The 24,139-nt window shown below is 71.8% G+C and carries 21 protein-coding genes and 1 pseudogene; 4 read left to right on the top strand and 18 right to left on the bottom strand.

The genetic code is table 11. The annotated features are described in order from the left end of the window. Window positions 1–186: 186 nt before the first annotated feature. On the bottom strand, window positions 187–1,323 hold the full coding sequence (locus tag OG332_RS24870; RefSeq protein ID WP_327415559.1) for a zinc-dependent metalloprotease: 1,137 nt from the start codon (window positions 1,321–1,323) through the stop codon (window positions 187–189). A gap of 38 nt (window positions 1,324–1,361) precedes the next feature. After that, window positions 1,362–2,846, bottom strand: coding sequence for a D-alanyl-D-alanine carboxypeptidase/D-alanyl-D-alanine endopeptidase (gene dacB / locus OG332_RS24865; protein WP_327415558.1), 1,485 nt, complete (start codon window positions 2,844–2,846; stop codon window positions 1,362–1,364). Between the two features lie 180 nt (window positions 2,847–3,026). Here dacB and OG332_RS24860 point away from each other — a divergent pair, with 180 nt between their 5' ends. After that, complete coding sequence (locus OG332_RS24860) at window positions 3,027–3,521, top strand: inorganic diphosphatase (protein WP_215011464.1); 495 nt, start codon at window positions 3,027–3,029, stop codon at window positions 3,519–3,521. A 248-nt stretch (window positions 3,522–3,769) separates the two neighbouring features. Continuing rightward, entirely contained in the window at window positions 3,770–5,410 is a 1,641-nt protein-coding gene (locus OG332_RS24855; protein ID WP_327415557.1) for a threonine/serine ThrE exporter family protein, read from the top strand. 184 nt (window positions 5,411–5,594) lie between these two features. Here the strand turns inward: OG332_RS24855 and OG332_RS24850 are convergent, their stop codons facing one another. From OG332_RS24850 to OG332_RS24810, 9 genes and pseudogenes are all read right to left on the bottom strand, one after another. Next, window positions 5,595–6,305: a DedA family protein gene (locus tag OG332_RS24850; RefSeq protein ID WP_327415556.1), complete on the bottom strand. Its 711-nt coding sequence runs from the start codon at window positions 6,303–6,305 to the stop codon at window positions 5,595–5,597. Window positions 6,306–6,446: 141 nt separating this feature from the next. Next, window positions 6,447–7,205: a MerR family transcriptional regulator gene (locus OG332_RS24845; protein WP_327415555.1), complete on the bottom strand. Its 759-nt coding sequence runs from the start codon at window positions 7,203–7,205 to the stop codon at window positions 6,447–6,449. Between the two features lie 82 nt (window positions 7,206–7,287). Then, entirely contained in the window at window positions 7,288–8,088 is an 801-nt protein-coding gene (locus OG332_RS24840) for an ABC transporter permease (RefSeq protein WP_327415554.1), read from the bottom strand. Beyond that, window positions 8,085–9,026, bottom strand: a complete 942-nt coding sequence (locus OG332_RS24835; RefSeq protein WP_327419359.1) for an ATP-binding cassette domain-containing protein — start codon at window positions 9,024–9,026, stop codon at window positions 8,085–8,087. Before OG332_RS24835 ends, OG332_RS24840 begins: the two co-directional genes overlap by 4 nt. 87 nt (window positions 9,027–9,113) lie before the next feature. Beyond that, a complete protein-coding gene (locus OG332_RS24830) occupies window positions 9,114–9,728 on the bottom strand; it encodes a PadR family transcriptional regulator (RefSeq protein WP_327415553.1) in 615 nt (204 codons plus the stop codon). Window positions 9,729–9,752: 24 nt separating this feature from the next. After that, the gene (locus OG332_RS24825) at window positions 9,753–10,265 is read right to left on the bottom strand and encodes a DinB family protein (protein ID WP_327415552.1); all 513 of its coding nucleotides are present in this window, start codon (window positions 10,263–10,265) and stop codon (window positions 9,753–9,755) included. 111 nt (window positions 10,266–10,376) lie between these two features. Then, window positions 10,377–12,452 (bottom strand): annotated as a pseudogene (gene mrdA / locus OG332_RS24820) (penicillin-binding protein 2); the annotation flags it as partial. Between the two features lie 42 nt (window positions 12,453–12,494). Next, the gene (locus OG332_RS24815; RefSeq protein ID WP_327415551.1) at window positions 12,495–13,952 is read right to left on the bottom strand and encodes an aldehyde dehydrogenase family protein; all 1,458 of its coding nucleotides are present in this window, start codon (window positions 13,950–13,952) and stop codon (window positions 12,495–12,497) included. Window positions 13,953–14,041: 89 nt separating this feature from the next. Next, entirely contained in the window at window positions 14,042–14,920 is an 879-nt protein-coding gene (locus OG332_RS24810) for a helix-turn-helix domain-containing protein (RefSeq protein ID WP_327415550.1), read from the bottom strand. A gap of 361 nt (window positions 14,921–15,281) precedes the next feature. Between OG332_RS24810 and OG332_RS24805 the strand changes: the two genes are divergently transcribed. Beyond that, a complete protein-coding gene (locus tag OG332_RS24805; protein WP_401257332.1) occupies window positions 15,282–15,770 on the top strand; it encodes an ATP-binding protein in 489 nt (162 codons plus the stop codon). A gap of 94 nt (window positions 15,771–15,864) precedes the next feature. Here the strand turns inward: OG332_RS24805 and OG332_RS24800 are convergent, their stop codons facing one another. From OG332_RS24800 to OG332_RS24790, 3 genes are all read right to left on the bottom strand, one after another. Further along, the gene (locus OG332_RS24800; RefSeq protein WP_030656519.1) at window positions 15,865–16,110 is read right to left on the bottom strand and encodes a DUF397 domain-containing protein; all 246 of its coding nucleotides are present in this window, start codon (window positions 16,108–16,110) and stop codon (window positions 15,865–15,867) included. A 119-nt stretch (window positions 16,111–16,229) separates the two neighbouring features. Further along, a complete protein-coding gene (locus OG332_RS24795; protein WP_327415548.1) occupies window positions 16,230–16,553 on the bottom strand; it encodes a hypothetical protein in 324 nt (107 codons plus the stop codon). Window positions 16,554–16,942: 389 nt separating this feature from the next. Beyond that, window positions 16,943–18,121 carry a DUF2786 domain-containing protein gene (locus OG332_RS24790; RefSeq protein WP_327415547.1) on the bottom strand — a complete coding sequence of 393 codons (1,179 nt, stop codon included), beginning with the start codon at window positions 18,119–18,121 and terminating at the stop codon, window positions 16,943–16,945. Window positions 18,122–18,467: 346 nt separating this feature from the next. On the opposite strand from OG332_RS24790, the gene OG332_RS24785 reads away from it, so the two are divergent. Next, window positions 18,468–20,111: a bifunctional 3'-5' exonuclease/DNA polymerase gene (locus tag OG332_RS24785; RefSeq protein ID WP_327415546.1), complete on the top strand. Its 1,644-nt coding sequence runs from the start codon at window positions 18,468–18,470 to the stop codon at window positions 20,109–20,111. Between the two features lie 35 nt (window positions 20,112–20,146). On the opposite strand, the gene OG332_RS24780 is transcribed toward OG332_RS24785, so the two are convergent. The 4 genes from OG332_RS24780 to OG332_RS24765 form a co-directional block, all read right to left on the bottom strand. Continuing rightward, on the bottom strand, window positions 20,147–21,403 hold the full coding sequence (locus tag OG332_RS24780) for a hypothetical protein (RefSeq protein WP_327415545.1): 1,257 nt from the start codon (window positions 21,401–21,403) through the stop codon (window positions 20,147–20,149). A gap of 147 nt (window positions 21,404–21,550) precedes the next feature. Further along, complete coding sequence (locus tag OG332_RS24775) at window positions 21,551–22,069, bottom strand: SigE family RNA polymerase sigma factor (protein WP_327415544.1); 519 nt, start codon at window positions 22,067–22,069, stop codon at window positions 21,551–21,553. Between the two features lie 77 nt (window positions 22,070–22,146). Continuing rightward, window positions 22,147–22,656: a GNAT family N-acetyltransferase gene (locus OG332_RS24770; protein WP_327415543.1), complete on the bottom strand. Its 510-nt coding sequence runs from the start codon at window positions 22,654–22,656 to the stop codon at window positions 22,147–22,149. A gap of 94 nt (window positions 22,657–22,750) precedes the next feature. Next, window positions 22,751–24,016, bottom strand: coding sequence for a serine hydrolase domain-containing protein (locus OG332_RS24765; protein ID WP_327415542.1), 1,266 nt, complete (start codon window positions 24,014–24,016; stop codon window positions 22,751–22,753). Between the last annotated feature and the right edge of the window lie 123 nt (window positions 24,017–24,139).

Genomic DNA, 24,139 nt, shown 5'->3' with positions numbered 1-24,139 from the left:
CTGGGGGTGGTGCCCGGCACCCCCGCCGGGCGGGGGCTGCCACTCAGGAATGTCACTCAGAGTGCGTTGATGGTGACAGAACTCGGCCGTTCCCCGAGCATCGCACGCCCTTCCACGGCTCACGGTCCCTCGGACGGGTGACGCTGCTTCCCCCAGTGAGACATGTTTACGCCCCTTGAGTCACCCTCATTCGCTCTCTTCGCTCCCCTTGCGGTGGACTCGGGCGACCCAGTCGGCGGGCTTGGCGATCTCGGCCTTGGTCGGCAGTGTGTTCGGGGAGGTCCAGACCCGGTTAAAGCCGTCCATGCCGACCTGGCCGACGACGCCGCGCACGAAGCGCTCGCCGTCGCGGTACTGGCGCAGCTTGGCGTCGAGGCCGAGGAGCTTGCGCAGGGCGGCGTCGAGACGGCCGGCTCCGCTGGCCCTGCGCTGCTGGAACTTCTCGCGGATCTCGGCCACCGAAGGCACCACCTGGGGGCCGACCCCGTCCATGACGAAGTCGGCGTGGCCTTCCAGGAGGGACATGACGGCGGTGAGGCGGCCCAGGATCTCGCGCTGTTCGGGGGTCTGCACGAGCTCGACGAAGGAGCGCCCCTCGTCGCCGCGCTCGGCGTCGGGGCGGGCGCCCGCGAAGGACTGGGCGGCTTCCCGGATGCGCTCCAGGACGGTCGCCGGGTCCACTTCGGTGGCGCCCAGGAACGTCTGGATTTCGCCTTCGAGGTGGTCGCGCAGCCACGGGACGGCCGTGAACTGTGTACGGTGCGTCTCCTCGTGCAGGCACACCCACAGCCGGAAGTCGTGCGGGTTCACCTCCAGCTCGCGCTCGACGTGCACGATGTTGGGGGCGACGAGCAGCAGCCGGCCGCCCGCGGCCGAGGCCGGCAGGTCGCGCGAGACCGGCGCGAAGGTCTCGTACTGGCCGAGGACCCGGGAGGCCAGGAAGCTCAGCAGCATGCCCAGCTCGACGCCGGTGACCTTGCCGCCGACCGCGCCGAGCACGGCCCCGCCGGGGGCGCCCGCGCGGCGGTCCTGCATCTTGCCGAGGAGCGGTTGGAGCAGCTCTCGGAATCCGGCGACGTTGGCCTTGACCCAGCCTGCCCGGTCGACGACCAGGACGGGGGTGTCGGGGACGGCGGCCCCTTCCGCGATCATGCGGGTGAACTCGCGCACGTGCCGTTCCGAGGTCCTGGCGTGCCCGCGCAGCTCCGCGACGACCGCCCGTGCCTCGTCCCGGGTGACCTCCGGCCCGGGTCGCACCAAACGGGTCGCGGTCGCCACCGCGAGGTTCCAGTCGACCATCTCCGCACCACTGATGCTCGTCATGCGTCAACCGTACGTGGGCAGGGCGCCCGGCGGACCCCCTACGAAGCGGTCGTGACGGCCGCCGCCAGCTTGTCGAGGGCCTTCTCGGCGCCCTCGGGGCCGGGACTGTTCGCGGTCAGGAAAGCGAAGGCGAGCAGTCGGCCGGAGGGGTCGACGACGGTCCCGGAGAGGGAGTTCACGCCCGTGAGGGTGCCGGTCTTGGCCCGGAGCAGGCCCGCGGCCGGGGAGGTGCCCGCGTTGCGGCCGCGCAGGGTCCCGGTGAAGCCGGCGACGGGCAGCCCGGTGAGGACCGGCCGCAGCTCCGGGCGCTGCGGGTCGGCGGCCTTGGTGAGGAGGCCGGTCAGCAGGCCGGCGCTGACCTTGTCGGCGCGGTTCAGGCCGCTGCCGTCGGCGAAGCGGGAGCCCGCTGTGTCCACGCCGAGGGCGGCGAGCTTGGCGGCGACGGCCTTCTCCGCGCCTTCGAAGCTGGCGGGCTGGCCGGAGGCGAGGGCGGTGTGCCGGGCGAGGGCCTCGGCGATGTCGTTGTCGCTGTTGGTCAGCATCCGCTCGACGAGCCCGGCCACCGGGGTGGAGAGGGTGGTGGCGAGCGGCTGGGCGGCAGCGGACCCGTCGGCGGCGGGCTTGGCCTTGGCCGGTTCGCCGGTGACCTTGATGCCGCGCTCCGTGAGCAGTGTGCGGAAGGCGCGGGCGGCGTCCTTGGACGGGTCCCCGGTCCGGTCCACGGGCCCGGAGGTGGAGTCGTCGGGGCGGCCCTCGTCGGCCGTCAGGGCGGTCACGAGCGCGATGTTGGGGTTCACGCCGATCGGGTGGCGGGCGGGGCCGGTGTAGAGGCTGTCGTCGTAGCCGAGGGTCACGGTGTCGGTTCCGGCCGCCTTGAGGGCCTGCGCGGTGTCGGCGGCGAGCGCGACGAGGCTGCCGCCGGATCCGGCGGGGCTCTTCTTCTTCGCGGTGAGGGAGGGGTCTCCGCCGCCGACCAGGACGATCTGTCCGGGGGCGGCTCCGGGCACGACGGTGGTCCTGATCCGGTGCTCGGGTCCGAGCGCGGCCAGCGCGGCGGCGGCGGTGACGATCTTGACGGTCGACGCGGGGGTCATGGCGTCCCGCGCCCCGGACTCGTAGAGCACCTGCCCGGTGGCGGTGTCGACGACGGAGGCGGTGCGTACGGTGCCGAGGGCGGGGTCGGCGAGCAGCGGTCCCAGCGCGGCGGCGAGCTTCCCGGAGGCGGCGGGGGCGGCCGCCTGGCCCCGCGCGACGCCGGGGCCGATCGCGCCGAGCACTCCGGGGGCGCTGGGCGCGGCCTGCGGCAGGAGCCCGGAGCCGGGCCCTCCACCGTGATCTGCGCCACCCGTAGGGCCCCAGGAGGCGGCCCTGTCCCGCTCGGCCTTACGCTGGCCGGAGTCCCATGGACCGGCAGCGGCCACCGCTGCCACCGACAGGGCGAGGCCGGCGACGGCCGCACCCGCGATGAGCTGCCACGACTTGACCAATGGCACCTCGGACCAGCCCCTTTCGCGATCACACATATGCGTGAGGGACACTTAACCACTGCGTCTTGCCGCGAGCATGGCACCCCACCGGCCGGGGCACCTCTGGGGGTCCCTCCGGACGGAGTCTGCGGGAGGCTGGGCCGGACGCGCGCGTATCGAATCAAATGCGGTCTCGAAGCATTCAGGCTGCTGAAGCTGATCATGGAGGAGCAGGACGTGGAGTTCGACGTCACCATCGAGATCCCCAAGGGTTCGCGGAACAAGTACGAGGTGGACCACGAGACCGGCCGGATCCGTCTGGACCGTCGCCTCTTCACCTCGACCAGCTACCCGGCCGACTACGGCTTCGTCGAGAACACCCTCGGCGAGGACGGCGACCCGCTGGACGCGCTGGTCATCCTGGACGAGCCGACCTTCCCCGGCTGCCTGATCAAGTGCCGCGCCATCGGCATGTTCCGCATGACGGACGAGGCGGGCGGAGACGACAAGCTGCTCTGCGTGCCGGCCTCCGACCCGCGTGTCGAGCACCTGCGCGACATCCACCACGTCTCCGAGTTCGACCGCCTGGAGATCCAGCACTTCTTCGAGGTCTACAAGGACCTGGAGCCGGGCAAGTCCGTCGAGGGCGCGGACTGGGTCGGCCGTGCCGAGGCCGAGGCCGAGATCGAGGCCTCGTACAAGCGCCTCGAGGCGCAGGGCGGCCACCACTGAGCTCGCGCTCGGCGGTAACGGGCCGGGGGACTCCCCCGTGCTCCTTGTGACATGGCGGGCGGTACCCCGGAGGGGGTGCCGCCCGTTGTCGCGTGCGGAGCCGGGCTGCGCCCCGACCGGGGGCTGCGCCCCCCGACCCCGCGCCTCGAAGGCCGGCGAGGCCGGATCCGGCGCCGGCGGCCCGCCTTCGCCATGGAGGAAGCGGTTCCGCATACTGATACGGCAGGTGATCACGGACTGGAGGACGCGTGGCGGAGGCCGACGGGGCAGAGGACAGGAAGCCCCAGTCCGACGAGGCGCACAGCGCCTTCACGCCGCCGCCCGGGATGGAGCCGGAGGCCCTCGACGAGGACCAGCCCACCTCGGAGTTCGCCCGTCCGGCCGGCGCCGAGCCGGTGCAGCCCGAGCCCGGGGGATCGGCCTTCGCCACCCCGGCCACCTACAGCGCCGCGCACTCCCCGCCCGCCTACACCCCCGGCCAGGACTTCCCCCTGGCCCAGCTGAAGGAATCGCCCTGGCAGGACCGCATGCGCACGATGCTGCGCATGCCGGTCGACGTGCGTCCCGTACCGGATCTCGTACACCGGCCGAGCGAGGCCGGGCCCGCCGTGGGCCGCGTGCTCGACCTGACCCTGCGCATCGGCGAGCTGCTGCTCGCGGGCGGCGAGGGCGCCGAGGACGTGGAGGCCGCCATGTTCGCGGTGACCCGCTCCTACGGGCTGGACCGCTGCGAGCCCACCGTCACCTTCACCCTGCTGTCGATCACCCACCAGCCCTCGCTGGTGGACCACCCGGTATCGGCGAACCGGACCGTGCGCCGCCGCGGCACCGACTACAACCGGCTCTCGGCCGTCTACCGGCTGGTGGACGACATCAGCGCCCCCGAGATCGAGATCTCGCTGGAGGAGGCCTACCGGCGCCTCGCCGAGATCCGCCGCAACCGGCACCCGTACCCCGGCTGGATGCTCACGGCGGCCGCCGGGCTGCTCGCCGGCGCCGCCTCCACCCTGGTCGGCGGCGGGGTGCTGGTCTTCATCGCGGCGGCGCTCGGCGCGGTCCTCGGTGACCGGCTGGCCTGGCTGTGCGCCGGCCGCGGGCTGCCGGAGTTCTACCAGTTCGTGGTCGCGGCGATGCCGCCGGCCGCGATCGGGGTGGCGCTGAGCATGACCGGGATCGACGTCAAGGCCTCCGCCGTGATCACCGGCGGGCTCTTCGCGCTGCTGCCCGGGCGGGCCCTGGTCGCGGCCGTGCAGGACGGTCTGACCGGCTTCTACATCACCGCCTCCGCCCGGCTGCTGGAGGTCATGTACCTCTTCATCGGCATCATCATGGGCGTGCTGGTCGTGCTCTACGTCGGCCTGCAGTTCGACGCCTCCCCCCGGCCGGAGGAGGTCCTGGAGATCCAGCAGCGACCGCTGATCCAGATCGCGGCTTCGATGGTGCTGGTCTTCACCTTCGCGATCCTGCTCCAGCAGGAACGTTCCACCGTGTGGATCGTGACCCTCAACGGCGGGGTCGCCTGGATCACCTTCGGCGCCCTGCACTACGCGGGCGGCATCCCGCCCGTGCCGTCCACCGCCATCGCCGCCGGGCTCGTGGGCCTCTTCGGGCAGCTCTTCTCCCGTTACCGCTTCGCTTCCGCCCTGCCGTACGTGACGGCCGCCATCGGCCCACTGCTGCCCGGCTCGGCGACGTACTACGGGCTGCTGCTGATCGCCGAGAACCGGCTGAACGAGGGGCTGGGCTCCCTGGTGAACGCGGCGGCCATCGCACTGGCCATCGCCATCGGGGTCAACCTCGGGTCGGAGACCTCCCGGCTGTTCATGCGCATCCCGGGGGCCGCGAGCGCCGCCAAGCGCCGTGCGGCGAAGCGGACCCGAGGCTTCTAGCCGGCTGGGTACACGTACGCCCCCGCGGGCTCTGGCTGCCCGCGGGGGCGTACGCGGTGGCTGATGCGATGTGCCTCGCGCGGCCCACCGATCGGGGCTCCGCCCCGGACCCTCCCCCAGACTCCGTCCGGGGGGACCCCCACGCCTCGAACGCCGGCGGGGCCGGATACGGGGGCCGAACCGGCTAGCGCTTGGCGTGGCGGCCGCGGGTGCCCGGGGTCTGGGGGCCCTGGCCGTCCACCACGACGGCCTCGGCCTGCGCCTCGACGGCGTTCGCCTTGTTCTCCTTGCGGGCCTTGAGCACCTCGAAGATCACCGGGATGACCGAGATGAGGACGATGCCCACCAGGATCGGCTCGACGTTCGTCTTGATGAACTCGATCTGACCGAGCCAGTAGCCCGCGACCGTGACGCCCGCGCCCCAGCCGATGCCGCCGATGACGTTGTACGTCAGGAACGTGCGGTACTTCATCGAGCCGGCGCCGGCGACCATCGGCGCGAAGGTGCGGATGATCGGCACGAAGCGGGCGAGCACGATGGCCTTCGGGCCGTGCCGGTCCATGAACTCGTGCGCCTTGTCGAGGTTCTCCCGCTTGAAGAGCTTGGAGTTCGGCCGGTTGAAGAGCTTCGGGCCGAAGAACTTGCCGATCATGTAGCCGACCTGGTCGCCGATGATGGCGGCGGCCACGATCAGGGTGCAGACCAGCCACAGCGGCTGCTTGATGTACTGCCCGTCCGCGACCAGCAGACCCGCCGTGAACAGCAGGGAGTCGCCGGGCAGGAACGCGAAGAGTCCCGACTCGGCGAAGACGATGACGAGAATGCCGATCAGGCCGAAGTGCGAGATCAGGTAGTCCGGGGACAGCCACTGAGGGCCGAGCGCAATCGTGTACACGGTTTCCGGACTCTCCTGGATCGGGGGGCGTGCCGGGGGCAGCAGGCGGTTGCGGGCAAGGTAAAGGCGGTTTCAATTATCAACGCACACGACCCCCTCCCGGTTCCAGTCCCGGAGGGGGTCGGATGCGTGACGTTCCGCTTACGCCTTGCGCACCGCGTTCGCCAGGATCGCGTCCCTCAGGTGCTCGGCGAGACCGGGCTTCATGGAGTCGTGGAACTCCTTGAAACGCTCGTCCGCCACGTACATCTCACCGAGGCCCGTGTGGATCTCGTACGAGCAGTCGTAGTACCAGGTGCCGATGTGCCGGCGGTGCTCCTCGGCCATGTCCATCGCCGCCTCGCCGTCGGCGGACTCGCCGGCGTCCATCAGGGCCGCGTACCGGACGCTCCACTCGGCGACCTCGTCCTGGATCCGCCGCCAGTCCTCCTTGGTGTAGGTGGCGACCCGCCGCTGCGACTCCGCGTGCGCGTCGGTGCCGCCCCAGCGCTGCTCCGCCTCCTCCGCGTACTGCTCCGGGTCCTTGTCCCCGAAGACCTCGAAGCGCTCCTCGGGCGTGAGGTTGATGCCCATCTTCTTCGCCTCCATGGCGTGCTCAACGGCCTTGGCCATCTGCTGGAGCCGGGCGATCCGGTCGGTCAGCAGGACGTGCTGCCGGCGCAGGTGCTCCCGCGGATCCGATTCCGGGTCGTCCAGCAGGACCGCGACCTCGTCGAGGGGGAAGCCGAGCTCCCGGTAGAACAGGATCCGCTGCAGCCGGTCCAGGTCGGCGTCGTCGTACCGCCGGTGACCCGCGTGGCTGCGGCCGCTCGGGGAGAGCAGACCGATCTCGTCGTAGTGGTGCAGGGTGCGCACCGCGACTCCGGCGAATCCGGCGACCTGGCCCACGGAGTAGCCCATCTTCCCGTCCCTCTCCTCTGGTTGGGTACGCCCTTCACTGTGGTCCCTCACGCGGCGTGAGGTGCAAGTCCCCGCCCCGGGCCTACCTGCTCAGGCCGCGGAACCTCGCCACCGCCAGCGGGAAGAAGACCGCCAGCAGCAGGAGCGGCCAGCCGACCGCGAGCAGCGCGGCGTGGTCGCAGGCCCAGGACGGGGACGCCGCCGCCGGGTTGCCGAACAGGTCGCGGACCGCCGTCGCCGTCGCCGACATCGGGTTCCATTCCACCACCGTCCCCAGCCAGCCCGGCATGGCCTCCGGCGTGGCGAAGGCGTTGGAGAGGAAGCCCACCGGCCACACCAGGATCTGCACCGCCTGCACCAGCTCGGGCCGGCCCGCGACCATGCCCAGGAAGATCCCGATCCACAGCATCGCGAAGCGCAGCAGCAGGAGCAGTGCGAAGGCCGACAGCGCGGCCGCCGGCGAGCCGTGCCAGCGCCAGCCGAGCAGCAGGCCGACGCCCGCCAGGACCGCCAGCCCCACGGCCGACTGGAGCATGTCCGCCGCGCTGCGGCCGACCAGGACCGCCGAGGAGGACATCGGCATGGCGCGGAACCGGTCGATCACCCCTTTGCCCAGGTCCCGGGTGACCGCCGTCATGGTCGCCTCCAGCCCGAAGGCCATGGTCAGCGCGAGCATGCCGGGCACGAGGAACTCGACGTACTCGCCGTCGATCCCGCGTCCGCCGCCGACCAGGAAGCCGAACATCAGCAGCATCATCACGGGGAAGACCAGGCCGACGACCATCTGGACCGGCTGGCGCGCCCAGTGCGCGAGCTCGCGCCGGGTCATCGTCCAGGAGTCCACGGCCACCCAGCGAGCCGCGGACGTCGTGTGCTGCGTCATGCGGCCACCTCCGTGGCGTCCGTGCGGTCGGTCAGGTGCAGGAAGACCTCGTCGAGCGTGGGCCGCCGGACCGAGAGGTCCGCCGCCTCGATGCCCGCCCCCTCCAGCGCGCGCAGGGTCAGGGCCAGGCCGGCCATGCGGTCCTCCACCGGGAAGCCCAGGGTGAGGGTGTCCGCGTCCACGGCCGGGTCCGGCAGCAGCGCCGCCGCCTGCGCGAGCCGGGCCGCGTCCCGCAGGACGACGACGATCCGGTCCGGCCCGACGCGGGACTTCAGCTCGTCGGCCGTGCCTTCGGCCGCCACCCGGCCGGCGTCGATCAGCGCGATGCGGTCGGCCAGCTGGTCCGCCTCCTCCAGGTACTGCGTGGTCAGCAGGACGGTCGTGCCGCCGCCCACCAGGGAGCGGACCGCGCTCCACACCTCGGCGCGGCCGCGCGGGTCGAGCCCGGTGGTCGGCTCGTCGAGGAAGAGCACCTCGGGCTCGGTGATCAGGGACGCCGCGAGGTCCAGCCGGCGCCGCATGCCGCCGCTGTACTGCTTCACGGGCCCCCGGCCGGTGTCCGCGAGGCCGAACCGGTCCAGCAGTGCATCGGCCCGCAGCCCGGCCCGCCGCGCGCCCAGGTGGTGGAGGCGGCCGAACAGCTCCAGGTTCTGGCGCCCGGACAGTTCCTCGTCGAGCGCCGCGTGCTGGCCGAGCAGCCCGATCCGGGCGCGGACGGCCGCCGGGTCCTTCCGTACGTCGTGGCCCGCCACCCGGACCACGCCCTCGTCGTGCCGCAGCAGGGTGGTCATGATGCGGACCGCCGTGGTCTTCCCGGCTCCGTTGGGGCCGAGCACGGCGTGCACCGTGCCCCGGGTGACCTCCAGGTCGAGTCCGGCCAGGGCGGGCCGGTGCGCGTACCGCTTGTGGACACCTTCGACGAAGATCGCCAACGCGATTCCAACTCCTCACACCCAGCACATTAATCAAATTTGAGTAGCAGGGTGCGCCAAGGTACCGCCCGGAGCCAGGCTAGTCAAATTTGATTAGCTGTAGGGGTTCTCCTGGCCGTCCGCCAGGACCCCCACGAAGGGGTCGCCGCCCTCGCCCGCGAAGGAGTACGCGCCCGCCTCGATCCGGGCGACCAGCCCACGGGTCCACTCGGCCTCGGCGTCCGCGGAGTGGACCCAGCGGTGCATGATCTCGCCGATGTGGCCCAGCGCCTGCGGGCCCTCCTCGGGCGTGTAGTAGTCCGTCACCGACGTCCGCCAGGCCGCCAGCTTCGCCAGCCGCTCCCGCAGCAGGGCCAGGACCTCCGCCCGGGGCAGGTCGACCATGAAGCCGATCGCCGCCGAGAGGAGGTCCGTCTTCTGGTCGAACGCCGCCAGGGCCTCGCGGAGCAGCTTGAAGTACTCCTCGCGGCCCGCGTCCGTCACCTCGTACTCCGTGCGCGGCGGACCGCCCGCCGCGCTCGGCGCCACCTCGTGGGCGTGCAGGACGCCCTGCTTCGCCATCTGCTTGAGCGCGTGGTAGATCGAGCCGGGCTTGGTGTTGGACCACTCGTGGGCGCCCCAGTACTCCAGGTCGTTGCGCACCTGGTACCCGTGCGCCCGCCCGTGCTGGCGGACCGCGCCGAGGACGAGAAGCCTGATCGCTGACATGCGGCCAGGCTAGTGGCCGGACCCTCAGCCCATGGCGCGGGTGCCGTCCAGGGACTCCCGGACGATGTCGGCGTGGCCCGCGTGCCGGGCGAACTCCTCCACCAGGTGCAGGAGCATCCAGCGCATCGAGACCTTGCCGTCCTTCGGGAACCAGGGCGCCGGGGGGAGCGGGAAGGTCTCGTCCAGGCTCGGGAGGGCGGTGACGAAGGCCTCCGTCTCCTGCGCGACCTCGCCCCAGAAGGCCAGGACGGACGCGATGGACTCGCCCTCGACCAGCCGGAAGGCCTCGCCCCAGGACTCCTCGCTGCGCTGCCGCTCGTTCGGCGCCTGCTGGGCCATCCGCAGCCAGGCCAGTTCGCACTCGGCCACGTGCTTGAGCACCCCGGACAGGGTGAGCTCGCTGACGGTGGTGCGGCTCGCCGCCTGCTCCTCGCCGAGCCCGAGGAGCGATTCGCGGATCGCCGTGCGCTGGGCCTCGACGAAGGCGAGGAGCGTGCCGCGCTCGTCGCCGAGGACCTCGGTGGAAATCTGGGCCATGGCCAACCGCCTTCTGCATCGGGTTCGTCGGGGAGCCCGTCCCCCCGACACCTCACACGCTACGGAGCCTTGCGGTCAGACCCTGTCCTAGATGCCCGCTCAGTTCGGGGAGATCTCCCCGTCCGGCCGAATCGCCGGCAGCGCGGTGGCGGGCTGCGGGAGCAGGGCCTTGGTGAGGTCCTGCTTGCCCGTCGGGTCCAGCCCGTACATCGCCTCGTAGATCTTGCGGACCGCCGGTCCCGACGCACCGGAGCCGGTGCCGCCCTGGGAGATCGTCATGACGATCGCGTAGTCCTCGGTGTAGGAGGCGAACCACGAGGTGGTCTGCTTGCCCTGGACCTCGGCCGTACCCGTCTTGGCGTGCATCGGGATCTGCTTCTGCGGCCAGCCGCCGAAGCGCCAGGCGGCGCTGCCGTTGGTGGCCACGCCGGCGAGTGCCTCGTCGATGTTGTCGCGGGTCTTGCGGTCCATCGGCAGCTTGCCCTGCTCCTTCGGCGCGATCTCCTGGACCGACTTCCCGTCGGCGCTGACGACCGCCTTGCCGACGCTGGGCTGGTGGAGGGTGCCGCCGTTGGCGATGGCCGCGTAGACGGAGGCCATCTGGACCGGGGTGACGAGCGTGTCGCCCTGCCCGATCGAGTAGTTGATGGCGTCACCCTCGCGCAGCTGGTTGCCCTGGCGGCAGTTCTCGTAGGCGATCTTCTCGGCGAAGCTGCCGTTCTTCTTGCCGTCCCGGCACCAGGCGTCCTTGTTCGCCTCGAAGAAGTCCTGCTTCCACTTCCGGTCGGGGATCCGGCCGGGGACCTCGTTCGGCAGGTCGATGCCGGTGCGCTTGCCCAGCCCGAACTCGTGGGCGGTCTTGAGGAACCAGTCGTTCGGGTCCTTCTTCGGCTTGATGCCGCCGTCCTTCTTCCACTCCTGGTCCGCGATGGCGTAGTAGACCGTGTCGCAGGAGACCTCCAGGGCCCGGCCGATGGTGATGTCACCGTGGCCCTGCGACTCGAAGTTCGTGAAGGTCTGGCTGCCGACCGAGTACGAGCTGGGGCAGGGGTAGCGGTTGTTGAACGGGTACCCGGCGTTGACCGCGGCGGTCGAGGTGACCACCTTGAAGATGGAGCCCGGCGCCGCCTGGGCCTGGATCGCCCGGTTCAGCAGCGGGTAGTTGGACTCCTTGTCGGTGAGGCCGGCGTAGTCCTTGGCGGAGATCCCGCCCACCCAGGCGTTCGGGTCGTAGGTCGGGTTCGAGGCCATCGCGACGATGCGGCCGGTCTTGGTCTCCATCACCACGACGGATCCGGAGTCGGCCTCGTAGTTGCGGCCGGTGTTCTTGTCGTTGACCTTGCGGGCTTCGATCATCGCGTCGTTCAGCTCCCGCTCGGCCACCGCCTGCACCCGCGAGTCGATCGAGGTCACGATGTTCGAGCCGGGCTGCGCCGGATCGGTCTCGCCCTGCCCGATGACCCGGCCGAGGTTGTCCACCTCGTAGCGGGTGATGCCCGCCCTCCCGCGCAGCTCCTTGTCGTACGTGCGCTCCAGGCCGGAGCGGCCCACCTGGTCGGAGCGCAGGTACGGGGAGTCCGACTTCTTCGCCTTCGCGATCTCCTCGTCGGTGACCGGCGAGAGGTAGCCCAGCACCTGGGAGGTGTTGGCCTCGTCGGGGGCCGCGTAGCGCCGCAGGGCGGTCGCCTGGGCCGTGATGCCCGGGAAGTCCTCGGGGTGCTCACGGATCTGCAGGGCCTGCTCGGCGGCCGCCCGGTTGCTGACCGGGATCGGCTGGTACGGGGACCCGTTCCAGCAGGGCTGCTTGGTCTTGGCGTCGCAGAGCCGGACCTTGTCGATGACCTCCTGGGCGTCCACGCCCAGCACCCCGGCGAGGCGGGTCAGCACGGACTTGCCCTTGTCCTTCATGGTCAGCAGCTCGGTGCGGCTGGCGGAGACCACGAGGTGGGTGGCGTTGTCGGCGAGCGGAACCCCGCGCGAGTCGAGGATCGAGCCGCGCACGGCGGGCTGGACCACCTGCTGGACGTGGTTGTTCTTCGCCTCGTCCGTGTACTCCTGGCCATTGCGTATCTGGAGGTACCAGAGCCGTCCGCCCAGGGTGAGCAGCAGCGAAAAGACCACGATCTGGATGACGACGAGCCGGTTCTGGACCCGAGAGGTCCGTCCGGTCTCCGGTATGTTGCTCAACGCTTGATCTCCCCCGGACGCATGCCGTACGCCCGGCTGAGTCTAGAACGGGAAGCGGCTCCGCCCGTGCTGTACCGAGATCCACTTTTGGGTGGTGAAGGCCTCGACGGTCGCCTCGCCGTTCAGTCGGCCCAGGCCGGAGGCCTTCTCGCCGCCGAAGGCGGCCAGCGGCTCGTCCCCGATCGTGGAGTCGTTGACGTGCATCATGCCCGTCTCGATGCGCTGCGCGAAGCGGACGCCGCGCTCCACGTCCCGGGTGTGCACGGCGCCGCTCAGGCCGTACGGGGTCGCGTTGGTCAGCCGCACGGCCTCGTCCTCGCCGTCGAAGACCACCAGCAGGGCCACCGGGCCGAAGATCTCCTGGCCCAGCAGCGGGGAGTCCTCGGGGAGCCCGGCGAGCACCGTCGGTTCGACGAGGTTGCCGCGCGTAGACCCCCGTACGAGCGCCTGGGCGCCGGCTTCCACGGCCTGGTCCACGAGCGCGGTCAGGGCGTCGGCCTGGAAGGAGTTGATCAGCGGGCCGATGTGGGTGTCGGCGTCGTGCGGGTCACCGGTCTTCAGTCCCCGCACGCGGGCGGTGAACTTCTCGGTGAACTCCTCCGCGACGGCCGCGTCGACGAGGATCCTGCTGGCGGCCATGCAGACCTGGCCCTGGTAGACGAAGCGGCTGAAGACGGCCGCGTCCACCGCGTAGTCGAGGTCGGCGTCGTCGAGGACGACGAGCGCGCTGTTGCCGCTGGGCTCCAGGACCGTGCGCTTGAAGTGGCGGGCGGCGACCGCGCCGACGTGCCGGCCGACCCGGTCCGATCCCGCGAAGGAGATGACCTTGGGGACGGGGTGCGTCAGGAGCGCGTCGCCTATCTCGGCTATGTCGGTGACCAGGACGTTCAGCAGACCGGCCGGCAGTCCCGCGTCCTCGAAGATCTTGGCGATCAGCCCGCCGCCCACGACCGGCGCGTTCTGGTTGGGCTTGATGACGACCGCGTTGCCCAGCGCCAGGGCCGGGCCGATCGACTTCAGGGTGACCAGGAAGGGGAAGTTGAAGGGGCTGATCACGGTGACGACGCCGACGGGGAGCCGCTGGACCCGGTTCTCCTTGCCCTCGACGGGCGAGGCGAGGATCCTCCCCTCGGGGCGGACGGCCAGCTGGATCGACTCGCGGATGAACTCCTTGGCGAGGTACACCTCGTACTCGGCCTTGGGACGCGTCCCGCCGAGCTCGTCGATCATCGCCTCGACGATCTCCTTCTCGCGCTCCTCGGTGATCCGCAGGGCGCGCTCCAGGACCGCGCGTCTGACGTAAGGGCTCGTGGCCGCCCACTCCGGCTGGGCGCGCTCGGCGCCGCGGTAGGCCTGGTCCACCTGCTCGACGGTGGCCACGGTGATGGCCGCGAGCTTCTCCCCGTTGTACGGGTTGACGTCGATGATGTCCCACGAACCGGTGCCGGCCAGCCATTCGCCGTCGATGTACTGGTGAGCCAGGTCGCTGAATATGGACATGCCATCCCTTACTGCGAGCGCGCACCCGTGCGCTGCACCGGAGACCGATCGGTCATCATGCACTGATCAGACGTCATACTACGTGCGAATCAAGACAGTTGAAGCAGGCCACGAAGAAGATCCCTGGTCCGGTCGGGGTCGGGGCAGTCGGCCTGGAGCCGCTCCATCGCCCGCTCGTACTGCCCCACTTCCTCGTCTTTGTCGAGGTAGAGGGCACTGGTGAGCTGTTCCAGATAGACGATGTCCTGGAGGTCCGACTCCGGGAAGCGCAGCAGGGTGAAGGCTCCGCTCTCGCCCGCGTGGCCGCCGAAGGAGAAGGGCATCACCTGGAGCTGCACGTTGGGCCGCTGGGAGACCTCGATGAGGTGCTCCAGCTGGCCGCGCATCACGTTGCGGTCGCCGTACGGGCGGCGCAGCGCGGCCTCGTCGAGGACGGCGTGGAAGACCGGGGCGCTCTCGGAGACGAGGACCTTCTGCCGTTCCAGGCGCAGGGCGACGCGGCGGTCGATCTCGGCGGTGGCGGCACCGGGCATGCCGCGGCTGACGACGGCGTGGGCGTAGGCCTCCGTCTGCAACAGGCCGTGGACGAACTGGACTTCGTAGATCCGGATGAGCGAGGCGGCGCCCTCCAGGCCGATGTACGTCTGGAACCACCCGGGCAGCACGTCGCCGTAACTGTGCCACCAGCCGGTCGCGTTGGCCTCGCGCACCAGCCCCAGGAGGGACTCGCGCTCGGAGGTGTCCGTGACCCCGTAGAGCGTCAGGAGGTCCTCGACGTCCCTTGCCTTGAAGCTCACCCTTCCCAACTCCAAGCGGCTGATCTTCGATTCGGATGCGCGGATCGAGTAGCCGGCCGCCTCACGGGTGATGCCGCGGGATTCTCGGAGTCGCCTGAGCTGGGAGCCCAGGAGGATGCGGCGCACCACAGAACCGCTTGCTTCTGCGGTCACTAGTACTGCCCTCCCCATCGCATTGGCGTGCGCGTGGTGTGCGCGTGCGTCGCGGGGCTCCCGTACCCCAGGGCCCGCAGTCTGCCACCAAAACGCATCGGGTCGTACTCGTTCTGTAACGGAATCCCGCCTCCGGGAAAAGAAGTCCGTAAGTATGCGTAGGAAGAAATGAGCAAGAACCGTCACGTGAGGGGACAGGTCCGGCGCGTGCACGTGCATCTGCCCTTGCATCCGGCTCGCGCATTCGGAACGATGGTCCCCGCGCACCTGCGTGCTCTTCGCGCCGGCGCCGGACCCACCCCGCAGTTCTCTTTGGACAAAGCCGCCGCTTCGTCCGCGAATCCCGGGAGTGCCTCGCATGGGGACGAATGGATCGACCATGCTCGAGCCGTTACGGCAGGGGCTTCCCCCGGTCGACCCCACGGCTGTCTCCGGGTCCGCCTCCTGCGCTCTGCCCGCCCGGTTCGACGCGGTGCGGGGCGCACGCACTTTCACCCGGTCGACGCTCTCCCAGTGGGGCCTCGACGACCGCTTCGACGATGTGGCCCTGGTCGTCTCCGAGCTCGTCACCAACGCGTTGCGCCATGCCCTGCCCGAGGATTCGCGGGGCCCGGACGCCGAGCCGGAGCCGCCGGTACGCCTGCACCTGATGCGGTGGAGCACCCGGTTGGTGTGCGCGGTGCGCGATCCCAGCGAGGACCGGCCCGGCGGGGCCTTCTCACCGGAGCGCACGGAGGAGAACTTCGACCTGGAGTCCGGGCGCGGGCTGTTCCTGGTGGATTCGTACAGCGACAGCTGGGGCTGGCACCCGCTCGCGGGGCGCCTCACCGGCAAGGTGGTCTGGGCGCTGTTCCTGCTCCAGGACTGACGCAAGAGCGAAGATCAAGACAACTGGCCGGGACCGATCACTGCGATCGGTCCCGGCCAGTGCACGTGCATGGCTTGATGGGTGCGCCGTTCCGTCAGCCGATCAAGTGATCGAACTCGCCGTCCTTGACGCCCAGGAGCAGGGCCTCTATCTCGGCCGGCGTGTAGACGAGTGCCGGTCCGTCCGGAAAGCGCGAGTTGCGCATGGCGACGTCGCCTCCGGGCAGCTTCGCGAACTCCACGCAGGAACCCTGCGAGTTGCTGTGTCTGCTCTTCTGCCACGTCAGCTCAAACAAGGAAGCGAGTTCTGCGGCTGCCATCCCGTTGTACGCGTGGTCCACAGGAAGCCCCCGATAGTGCAGATGTCAACTCCTCCGGATCATAGCTGTGTTCATAGGCGGCTGCACGGGCAGATGCACGTGCACGCGGGGTGGTCCCTTGATCACAGACAGGTCCGCCCTCACGGCCGAAGGGCCTCGGACACCTCGTCCAGCGAGTCCAGCAGCTGTTCGGCGGCCCCCCGCAGCACCCCCGGCTCCGGGGCGTCCCGGTCCGCCAGCACCGCCCTGCCCCCCTCCCACTCCGGTACGCGGCGCTCCCGCACCGCCTTGGCGCCCGCCTCGGTCGCGCTGCTCAGTGCCCGGGCCAGGGCCGCCGCACCCGGCACCGGATCGTGCCCGCGGTCCGGGAGGTGGGCCCCCAGGAGCATCGCGCCCCGGCCCAGCGCGGCCAGGGCGTCGCCCGCCTGCTCGGCGGCGGCGCGGGACAGCCCCCGGTGGCGCACCGGCTCCCCCGCGGCCCGGCCCACCGCCTCGCGCCAGGCGGCCAGCGGCCGTTTCGCCCCGGTTCGCCCGGTGATACGCGTTCCGGCTGCGGCACCCCTGCCGGGGCTCCACCCCGGTCTTCGAGCCGTGGGGGCGCGGGGGCCGTGGACCCCCGGGGTGCGGGGCCGCTGCCGGGGGCTCCGACCCGGTCTTCGAGCCGCGGGGACCGCGGAGACCCGCGGAGACCCGCCGGTCGCGGAGACCCGCCGGTCGCGGGGCCGGGGGCCGCGGGGCCGGGGGTCGCGGGGCCGGGGGTCGCGGGGCCGCTGCACAGCCCGGCCTCGCCGGCGATTGAGGCGCGGGGGGCCGCCGGACGGAGTCCGGGTGAGGGTCCGGGGCGGAGCCCCGGCTACCGCGGGAGCGGCTTGCGTCGGCCCCCCACGTGGGCGGCGTCGGCGGCGGCCGTGCCGTCCTCCCAGCCCGCGTGGTCGGTGGCTCCGCGCAGCCGGGTGGTCGTGGTGCGCGGGAACATCTCGTCCGCCCGCGAGGTGACGGCGACATCGCGGGCCACCAGCGCAGGCAGGTTGTCGGGGGCCTCCGTGGCCGTGTGCTCGGCCGTCTCGGCGAGCCGGTGGCCGAGCCTGCTCGCGTAGGCCAGCAGGAAGGACTGCCTGAAGGTCTTCGTCCGTTTGCGTCCGCCCGAACGCTGCGCGGCCTCGGCGCGGGTCATCGCCGCCGTGCCCTGGACGAGCAGCGAGGTGTAGAGCAGCTCGACCGCCTCCAGGTCGCTCTCGAAGCCGACCACCGTGGAGAACTCGAAGCCGCTGTTCCACACCGCCCGGCAGCGGTTGGCGGTGGCCACCGCGTCGAGCAGCACCGCCTTGGCCTCCTCGTACGGCGGCTCGACCCCGATCCGGCAGGCCCCCGGCACCTGCGCCGGAGCGCCGCCGCGCGCGGCCAGCAGCGCCTCGTCCACGGTGTGCCGTGCCATCAACTCCTGGGCCTTGGCGCTGAGCGCCTCCGCCTCCTCCGGGAAGGTGGTCGCCTCGGCCTTGGCGAGCAGCGCCCGGATCCGTCCCAGCATGCGCGGCTCGATGTGCGCGTGCTCCAGGGCGTCGGCGGCCGGGTCGCCGGGAACCGGACCCACCGGTTCGATGGAGGGCAGCCGGATCAGCAGCCGCAGCACCTCCAGGAAGGCGGTGGCCAGCGTGAACCGGTCCGCCCGTTCCCTCTGCGCGAGCTGTTCGGCGTACGTGTCGTCGCCCGTCCACCAGACCTCGGCGTCGGTCCACCGCTCGGGAAGCCGGGCGTAGCGGCGCGCCTCGGCGGCGATCAGGTCCCCGGTGATCCGCAGGTGCCGCTCGTCGAGGTCCCGCCGGACCAGCCGCAGCACATCGGCCGGCTGCCACCCGCGCTCCCACCCCTGCCGTACGTACGCCTCCCCGCGCGCCAGCAACTCCCGCCCGACCCCGCCCCACCGCGCCTGATCGGCAACGAGCAACGAGGCCCCGGTGTCCAGCCCGGCATCGTCCTGGGCATAGAGGGCGGCGGCAAAGGCCCGGTCAACGGTCTCGGCAAGGTCTCTCACACCTCCCAGCTTGGCATGTCCCCACCCTCAGCCCTCCTGGCGCTCGAAGCACGGGGCCCGGGGCCCGATCTTCCTGCAACCTCCACACCACTCCAGCCCCGCCGGCGTTCGAGGCACGGGGCCCGGGGCGGAGCCCCGATCTTTCACCCCACCGCACCACCTCCAGCCCCGCCGCACCGCCTCCACCCCCGCCGGCGTTCGAGGCGCGGGCTCCGGGGCGGAGCCCCCGCAACGGCGCGCCGTCCGCCCGGCCCGGCGGCCCACCCCTGTCAGACCCCGGTGGGACACTCGCACCCATGAGCGACCGCACCCCCCGCTGGGCCCTCGCCGAGGACGCCGACGGCTGGTGGCACGCCACCCCGTACCCCCCACGGGCGGCGTCCGGCTCCGCGTCCGCGACCCCGCCGACGCGGTCCGCTCCGCCCCACCCGGCACCCGCTGGGTCTGGCGGTCCACCGCCGCCGTGTACCCCCGCCTGCTCGCGGCCGGCGCCCGCGTCGAGCGGTGCCACGACATCGAGGACGCCGAGCTGCTGCTCCTCGGCCACGAGGGCCGCTTCGGCGAGCCCCGCTCGGCGGCGGCCGCCTGGGCCCGGCTCACCAACGCCCCCGTACCGCCCGATCCACGCCCGCGCGCCGCGGAGCCCCGCGCCCAGGACTCCCTCTTCGACCCGCAGCCGACCCCCCTCCCCCTGGACGCCCTCCTCGCCGTCCACGCCGACCAGGCGAAACGACTCGCGGCCACCGCCCACCCCGACCGGATGCGGCTGCTCACCGCCGCCGAGTCCGCGGCCTTCCTCGTCGCCGCCGAGATGAACCGCGCGGGCCTGCCCTGGCGGGCCGACGTGCACCGCGCCCTGCTGACCGAACTGCTCGGCGAGCGGTACGCGGGCGGCGGGGAGCCCCGGCGCCTCGCCGAGCTGGCCGACCGCGTCTCGGCCGCCTTCGGCCGACGCGTGCGCCCCGAGCTGCCGGCCGACGTCATCAAGGCCTTCGCCGAGGCCGGGTTCAAGCTCAAGTCCACCCGCCGCTGGGAGATCCAGGAGCTGGACCACCCCGCCGTGGAGCCGTTGCTCGCCTACAAGAAGCTGTACCGGATCTACACCGCCCACGGCTGGGGCTGGCTCGCGGACTGGGTCCACGACGGCCGCTTCCGCCCGGAGTTCATCCCCGGCGGCACCCTGACCGGCCGCTGGGTCACCAACGGCGGCGGGGCCCTGCAGATCCCCAAGGTGATCCGCCGGGCCGTGGTCGCCGACCCCGGCTGGCGGCTCGTCGTGGCCGACGCCGACCAGATGGAACCGCGCGTGCTGGCCGCGATCTCCCGCGACCCCGCCTTCATGGAGGTGGCCGGGCGCCCGGAGGACCTCTACACCGCCGTCTCCCGCCAGGGCTTCTCCGGCGACCGGGACAAGGCCAAGATCGCCGTCCTCGGCGCCGTCTACGGCCAGACCTCGGGGGACGGCCTGAAGAACCTGGCCGCGCTCCGCCGCCGTTTCCCCCGGGCCGTGGCGTACGTGGACGACGCGGCCAAGGCCGGCGAGGAGGGCCGGCTCGTACGGACCTGGCTCGGCCGCACCTGCCCGCCGCCCGTCTCCGCCCGCGACGCGGACGGGGACGGCGACCCGGGCGAGGGCGAGGCCGGGATCCCGCAGGACGGCGACGGCGACGGCTGGACCCCGAGCTACGCCTCCACCAACCACCGGGCCCGCGGCCGGTTCACCCGTAACTTCGTGGTCCAGGGCAGCGCCGCCGACTGGGCCCTGCTGCTGCTCGCGGCCCTGCGGCAGGCGACCGCCGGGATGCGGGCCGAGCTGGTGTTCTTCCAGCACGACGAGGTGATCGTGCACTGCCCCGCGGAGGAGGCCGAGGCCGTCGTGGAGGCGATCCGCGCCGCCGGCGACCGGGCCGGCCGGATCGCCTTCGGCGACACCCCGGTCCGGTTCCCGTTCACCACGGCGGTCGTGGAGTGCTACGCCGACGCCAAATAGAGGCCGGTCGCAGCGGCCGGGTCCTCTCCTTCGACCTAGTTCCGGGTCCGGTTCCACCCCGGGGCGAGCGCGATCTCCTTCAGCTGGTCCAGTGTCAGCGCGGGCTGCTCGCGGGTGGCCGTGCCGTTCTGATTGGCGGTGTTGAAGGCGGAGACCACCACGCGCAGCCCGTCCGTGCGCAGCGTGTCCACCGTCCATTCGATCACGCCCTTGCCCTTCTCGGCGGGGCCCTGCTTGACGTGCACCAAGGTGCCGTCGGGCAGCGGGGGCTGATTGAGGCCCGGGAAGCCGGAGACGTCCTGGTCCTTGCTCACGTTGAGCCGGACCACGGACTTGCCCTTGCCGTCGTCGAACACGATGTAGCCGTAATCGCCCTCCCCGCCCTTGGAGATGATCGGGATCTCGATCCCGATCCCTGCCGCCAGGTCTTCCAGTGCCACCGCGGCCTCCTGGTCCCGCAGGGCGGTCGACGACCCGGGGCGGGCCGACGGCTCCGGGTCGGGCTCGGGCGCCGGCAGGTCGTTCAGCGCCGGCTGCCAGACGGCCGAGGTGACCACGGTCTTCAACTGGTCCGTAGTCAGCGGCGGGTTGCTCCGCGAAACGGGGACGCCCTTCTCGGCGGGGGCGTTCCACTCGGACAGCTCGACCATGAAGCCCTGCCGGGTCGCGAGCACGGCCCGCCAGACCTTGGTGTCCTCCCGCCGGTCGGGGTACTCGTACCCCTTGAAGAGCAGCAGCCTGGAACCGTCCGCCAGCTGCTCGGTCAGGCAGTAGTCGTACTCCTGCTGGTTCTTGTCCCCGCACTCGGTCATCGTGCGGGCCTGGCTTCCGTCCGGGTCCACCCGGCTGAGGCCGATACTGACGGCCGCCCTGCCCTTCCCGTCGTCGTACACGCCAGAGGCCAACGGCACCTGGTCGTCCGAGCCCCGCCCCACGGGCTCGGTCAGCTGCCCGCCGGGCAGGAGCGCCCGCAGGTTCGCGATCATCTGCTCCGCGGTGACGGCGCCGGAGCCGGCCAGCGGACCCTTGTCGCCGCCGGGCGGGGTCGGCGGCGCCGCGACGTTGACCGCACTGGCCCCTCCGGTGCCGTCGAGCAGGCCGCCGGAGTAGGCGCCCGCCGTTGCGATCAGGGCCAGGGCCAGCACGGATCCGCCGGCCGCAGCGGCCTGGCGGCGACGTGCCACCAGCCGTCGGCCGCGCTGCTCGCCGGCGTCCACGAGGGCGTCCCGGTCGGCCGTGAAACCGTCCCCCGCACGCCGGAGGGCTGCGCCGAGGTCATCTTCAAAGGGCATGGGGAAGCAGACCTTCCGTTTCAAGGGTGGGGTGAGGAAAGAGAAGGAACGCGAAAGAACCGCCCGGACGAAACCGGACCGGATCTGACCGAATCTGACCGGACCGGACCGGATCAGATCAGGCCCGACCGGGCCCGTCCGCCCCCCTCAGAGATCGGCGAACGCGGCCAGGCTCCCGCCCAGTTGCTCCCGCAGCCGCGCCAGCGCCCGCGAGGTCCGGGTACGGACCGCCGCCGAGCTGGAGTTCATCGCGTCGGCGGTCTCCTCGACGCTCCGGTCCTCCCAGTAGCGCAGCACCAGCACCGCCCGGTCCTTGGGCGCAAGCCGCCCCAGTGCCTGCAGCAGCGTCAGCCGCAGCTCCGGGTCGGCGCCGCCGGCCACGGCCGGCGCGCCCGAGTCGGGGAACTCCCCGACCGGGCGCTCCCCCGCAGACCGGCGGCGCTGGTGCGTGAGGAAGGCCCGCACCAGCACCGTCTGCGCGTAGGCCGCCGGATTGTCGATGCGGGAGATCCGCCCCCAGCGCAGGTACATCCGGCCCAGGGTCTCCTGCACCAGGTCCTCCGCGAGGTGGGTGTCCCCGCTCGCCAGCAGACATGCCGACCGGTACAGGTGGCCCGACCGGCCCGCCGCGAACTCACGGAACCCGTCTCTGCGGCCCTGCGCCATGTGCTCTCCCTCGCGTCCGTCTCACTCCATTGACGCGACGGCGGTGCGGCAATGTTTCATCCCCCGACCGGAGTTGGTCAGCCCAGGTCGTGGAAGTACACGTGGAACTCCTCGCGGACGAAGCCCTCCGCCTCGTAGAGCCCCTGCGCGACGGTGTTGTCGTACGCGGTCTCCAGCTGCACGCCGGACACCCCGGCCTCGCGGGCCCGGCGCAGCACCTCGCGCAGCAGCGCCCGGCCGGCGCCGGTGCGGCGGCCGGCAGGGGCGACGTAGAGGTCGTTGAGCACCCAGGCGGTGCTCAGGGAGAGGGACGAGAAGGCGCGGTAGACCTGCGCGAAGCCGACCGTCCCGAGCTCCGGGACCTCGGCGAGCAGGACGAGCGACTCGTCCTTCGCGATCCGTTCCGCGAGGAAGGCCCGCGGGCCTTCCGGGTCTTCGAGGTCCACCTCGTAGAAGTCGAGGTAACCCCGGAACAGCGCGGCCGCCGTGTCGAGGTCCGCCTCGCCCGCCGCCCGGACCGCCACCGCGCCCGCGCCCTCCCCGTGCGGGGACTGGATGTCCTGCTGTGCTGCTGCCTGACCGCTCATGTACGTCTCACATCTCCCTGGAGGGTGTCTCGCGCGCCGCAACCATGGTGCACGGGCGGCGCGGATCCGCACCAGCGGTCGTGAGAAGGCCTGTTCAGTGCCCGGCGACGGGCTGGGCGGGCAGCGTGAAGACGTGCTCGGGGGTCACGATCTCGGTGATCGCCCGACCGAACAGGGTGCTCGGCTCGCTGCCCTGGTGGGCGGTGTCCGTGTTGAGCAGCACGACCAGCGTGGCCTGCGCCTGCGGCAGGTAGACGGTCAGCGACTCGTAGCCGGGCAGTGAGCCGTTGTGCCCGATCCAGCCCTGGACGTTGAAGATGCCCAGGCCGTAGCCCGTGCCCGGGAGCGCGTCGATCACCTTCAGCCGCTCGGCCTGGGTGGCGGCGGTCAGCAGCGTTCCGGTCGCCAGGGTCTTCGCCCAGCTCCGCAGGTCGGTGAGGTCGGAGATCATCGCGCCGGCCGCCCAGCCCCAGGAGGGGTTCCAGTCGGTGGCGTCCTCGGTCTTGCCGGTCGCCGTCTGGTCCGTGTAGCCGTGGGCGTGCGGACTGGGGAACTCCGCGCCCGTGGGGAACAGCGTGTGCCTCAGCCCGGCCGGTTTGACGACCTCCCGGTCGATGTACTCGGCGAGGGGGATCCCGCTGACCTTCTCCACCACCAGCCCGAGCAGGATCAGGTTGGTGTTGCAGTAGTAGAACTTCGCGCCCGGCTCGAAGAGGACCGGGTGCTTGAAGGAGTACGCGAGCAGTTCCTGCGGGGTGAAGGGACGCCGGGGATCGCTGGTCAGCGCCTTGAAGAAGCCTTCGTCCTCGGAGTAGTTGAACAGTCCGCTCCGCATCTCGGCCAGCTGGCGCAGGGTGACCCGGTCGCCGTTCGGGACCCCCTCCACGTACGTGCCGATCGGGTCGTCCAGCCCGACCTCGCCCTCGTCCACCAGCTCCAGCAGGGCGGTCACGGTGAAGGTCTTCGTCTCGCTGCCGATCCGCATGTTCAGGCCGGGCGTCATCGGCGCGCCCGTCGCCTTGTCGGCGACGCCGAAGGACCGTACGTACTCGCCCTTGCCCGGCGCCGACAGGGCCACGATCACCCCGGGCACCTTCGCCTCGGTCATGACCTTCCGGATCGCGTCGTCCAACTGCCGGGCCACGGCGGGAGTCAGCTGCGGAAACGCGTCGGAGGCGGGGGTCGGGGCGGGCGTCGGGGCCGGAGCCGGGACCGTCACGGCCGGCACGTTCGGCACGTTCGGCACGGTCGCCGCCGCGTCCCGGGCGCAGGCCGTCCCCGCGCCGGTTGCGAGGGGCAGCGCCAAGAGGCCGGCCGCAGCCGCCGCCATGGCTGCTGACCTGCGCCGATGTGTAGTCATGCCCGGCCTCCTCACACGGCGGGACAAGCACCCACAGTCACCAACGTAGCCCTGCGCCTCCGGCCCGGCGACCCGAACGGTCGTGCCGAAGTAGTCTAAAAATCTATTCTAGAAAGAGTGCTC

The organism is Streptomyces sp. NBC_01233 (assembly GCF_035989305.1).
In the GTDB taxonomy this organism is placed as follows: Bacteria; Actinomycetota; Actinomycetes; order Streptomycetales; family Streptomycetaceae; genus Streptomyces.
Note: the sequence above shows the minus strand (reverse complement) of the source record. Positions and strands in the feature narration are given on the sequence as shown.

Excerpts from the sequence above, each read along its gene's own strand:
- OG332_RS24870 (WP_327415559.1), bottom strand. The coding sequence starts at position 1,323 with ATGACGAGCATCAGTGGTGCGGAGATGGTCGACTGGAACCTCGCGGTG.
- dacB (WP_327415558.1), bottom strand. The coding sequence starts at position 2,846 with ATGTGTGATCGCGAAAGGGGCTGGTCCGAGGTGCCATTGGTCAAGTCG.
- OG332_RS24845 (WP_327415555.1), bottom strand. The coding sequence starts at position 7,205 with ATGGGCTACTCCGTGGGCCAGGTCGCCGGATTCGCCGGAGTCGCGGTG.
- OG332_RS24840 (WP_327415554.1), bottom strand. The coding sequence starts at position 8,088 with ATGACGCAGCACACGACGTCCGCGGCTCGCTGGGTGGCCGTGGACTCC.
- OG332_RS24830 (WP_327415553.1), bottom strand. The coding sequence starts at position 9,728 with ATGTCAGCGATCAGGCTTCTCGTCCTCGGCGCGGTCCGCCAGCACGGG.
- OG332_RS24825 (WP_327415552.1), bottom strand. The coding sequence starts at position 10,265 with ATGGCCCAGATTTCCACCGAGGTCCTCGGCGACGAGCGCGGCACGCTC.
- OG332_RS24815 (WP_327415551.1), bottom strand. The coding sequence starts at position 13,952 with ATGTCCATATTCAGCGACCTGGCTCACCAGTACATCGACGGCGAATGG.
- OG332_RS24810 (WP_327415550.1), bottom strand. The coding sequence starts at position 14,920 with ATGGGGAGGGCAGTACTAGTGACCGCAGAAGCAAGCGGTTCTGTGGTG.
- OG332_RS24805 (WP_401257332.1), top strand. The coding sequence starts at position 15,282 with ATGCTCGAGCCGTTACGGCAGGGGCTTCCCCCGGTCGACCCCACGGCT.
- OG332_RS24780 (WP_327415545.1), bottom strand. The coding sequence starts at position 21,403 with ATGCCCTTTGAAGATGACCTCGGCGCAGCCCTCCGGCGTGCGGGGGAC.
- OG332_RS24775 (WP_327415544.1), bottom strand. The coding sequence starts at position 22,069 with ATGGCGCAGGGCCGCAGAGACGGGTTCCGTGAGTTCGCGGCGGGCCGG.
- OG332_RS24770 (WP_327415543.1), bottom strand. The coding sequence starts at position 22,656 with ATGAGCGGTCAGGCAGCAGCACAGCAGGACATCCAGTCCCCGCACGGG.
- OG332_RS24765 (WP_327415542.1), bottom strand. The coding sequence starts at position 24,016 with ATGACTACACATCGGCGCAGGTCAGCAGCCATGGCGGCGGCTGCGGCC.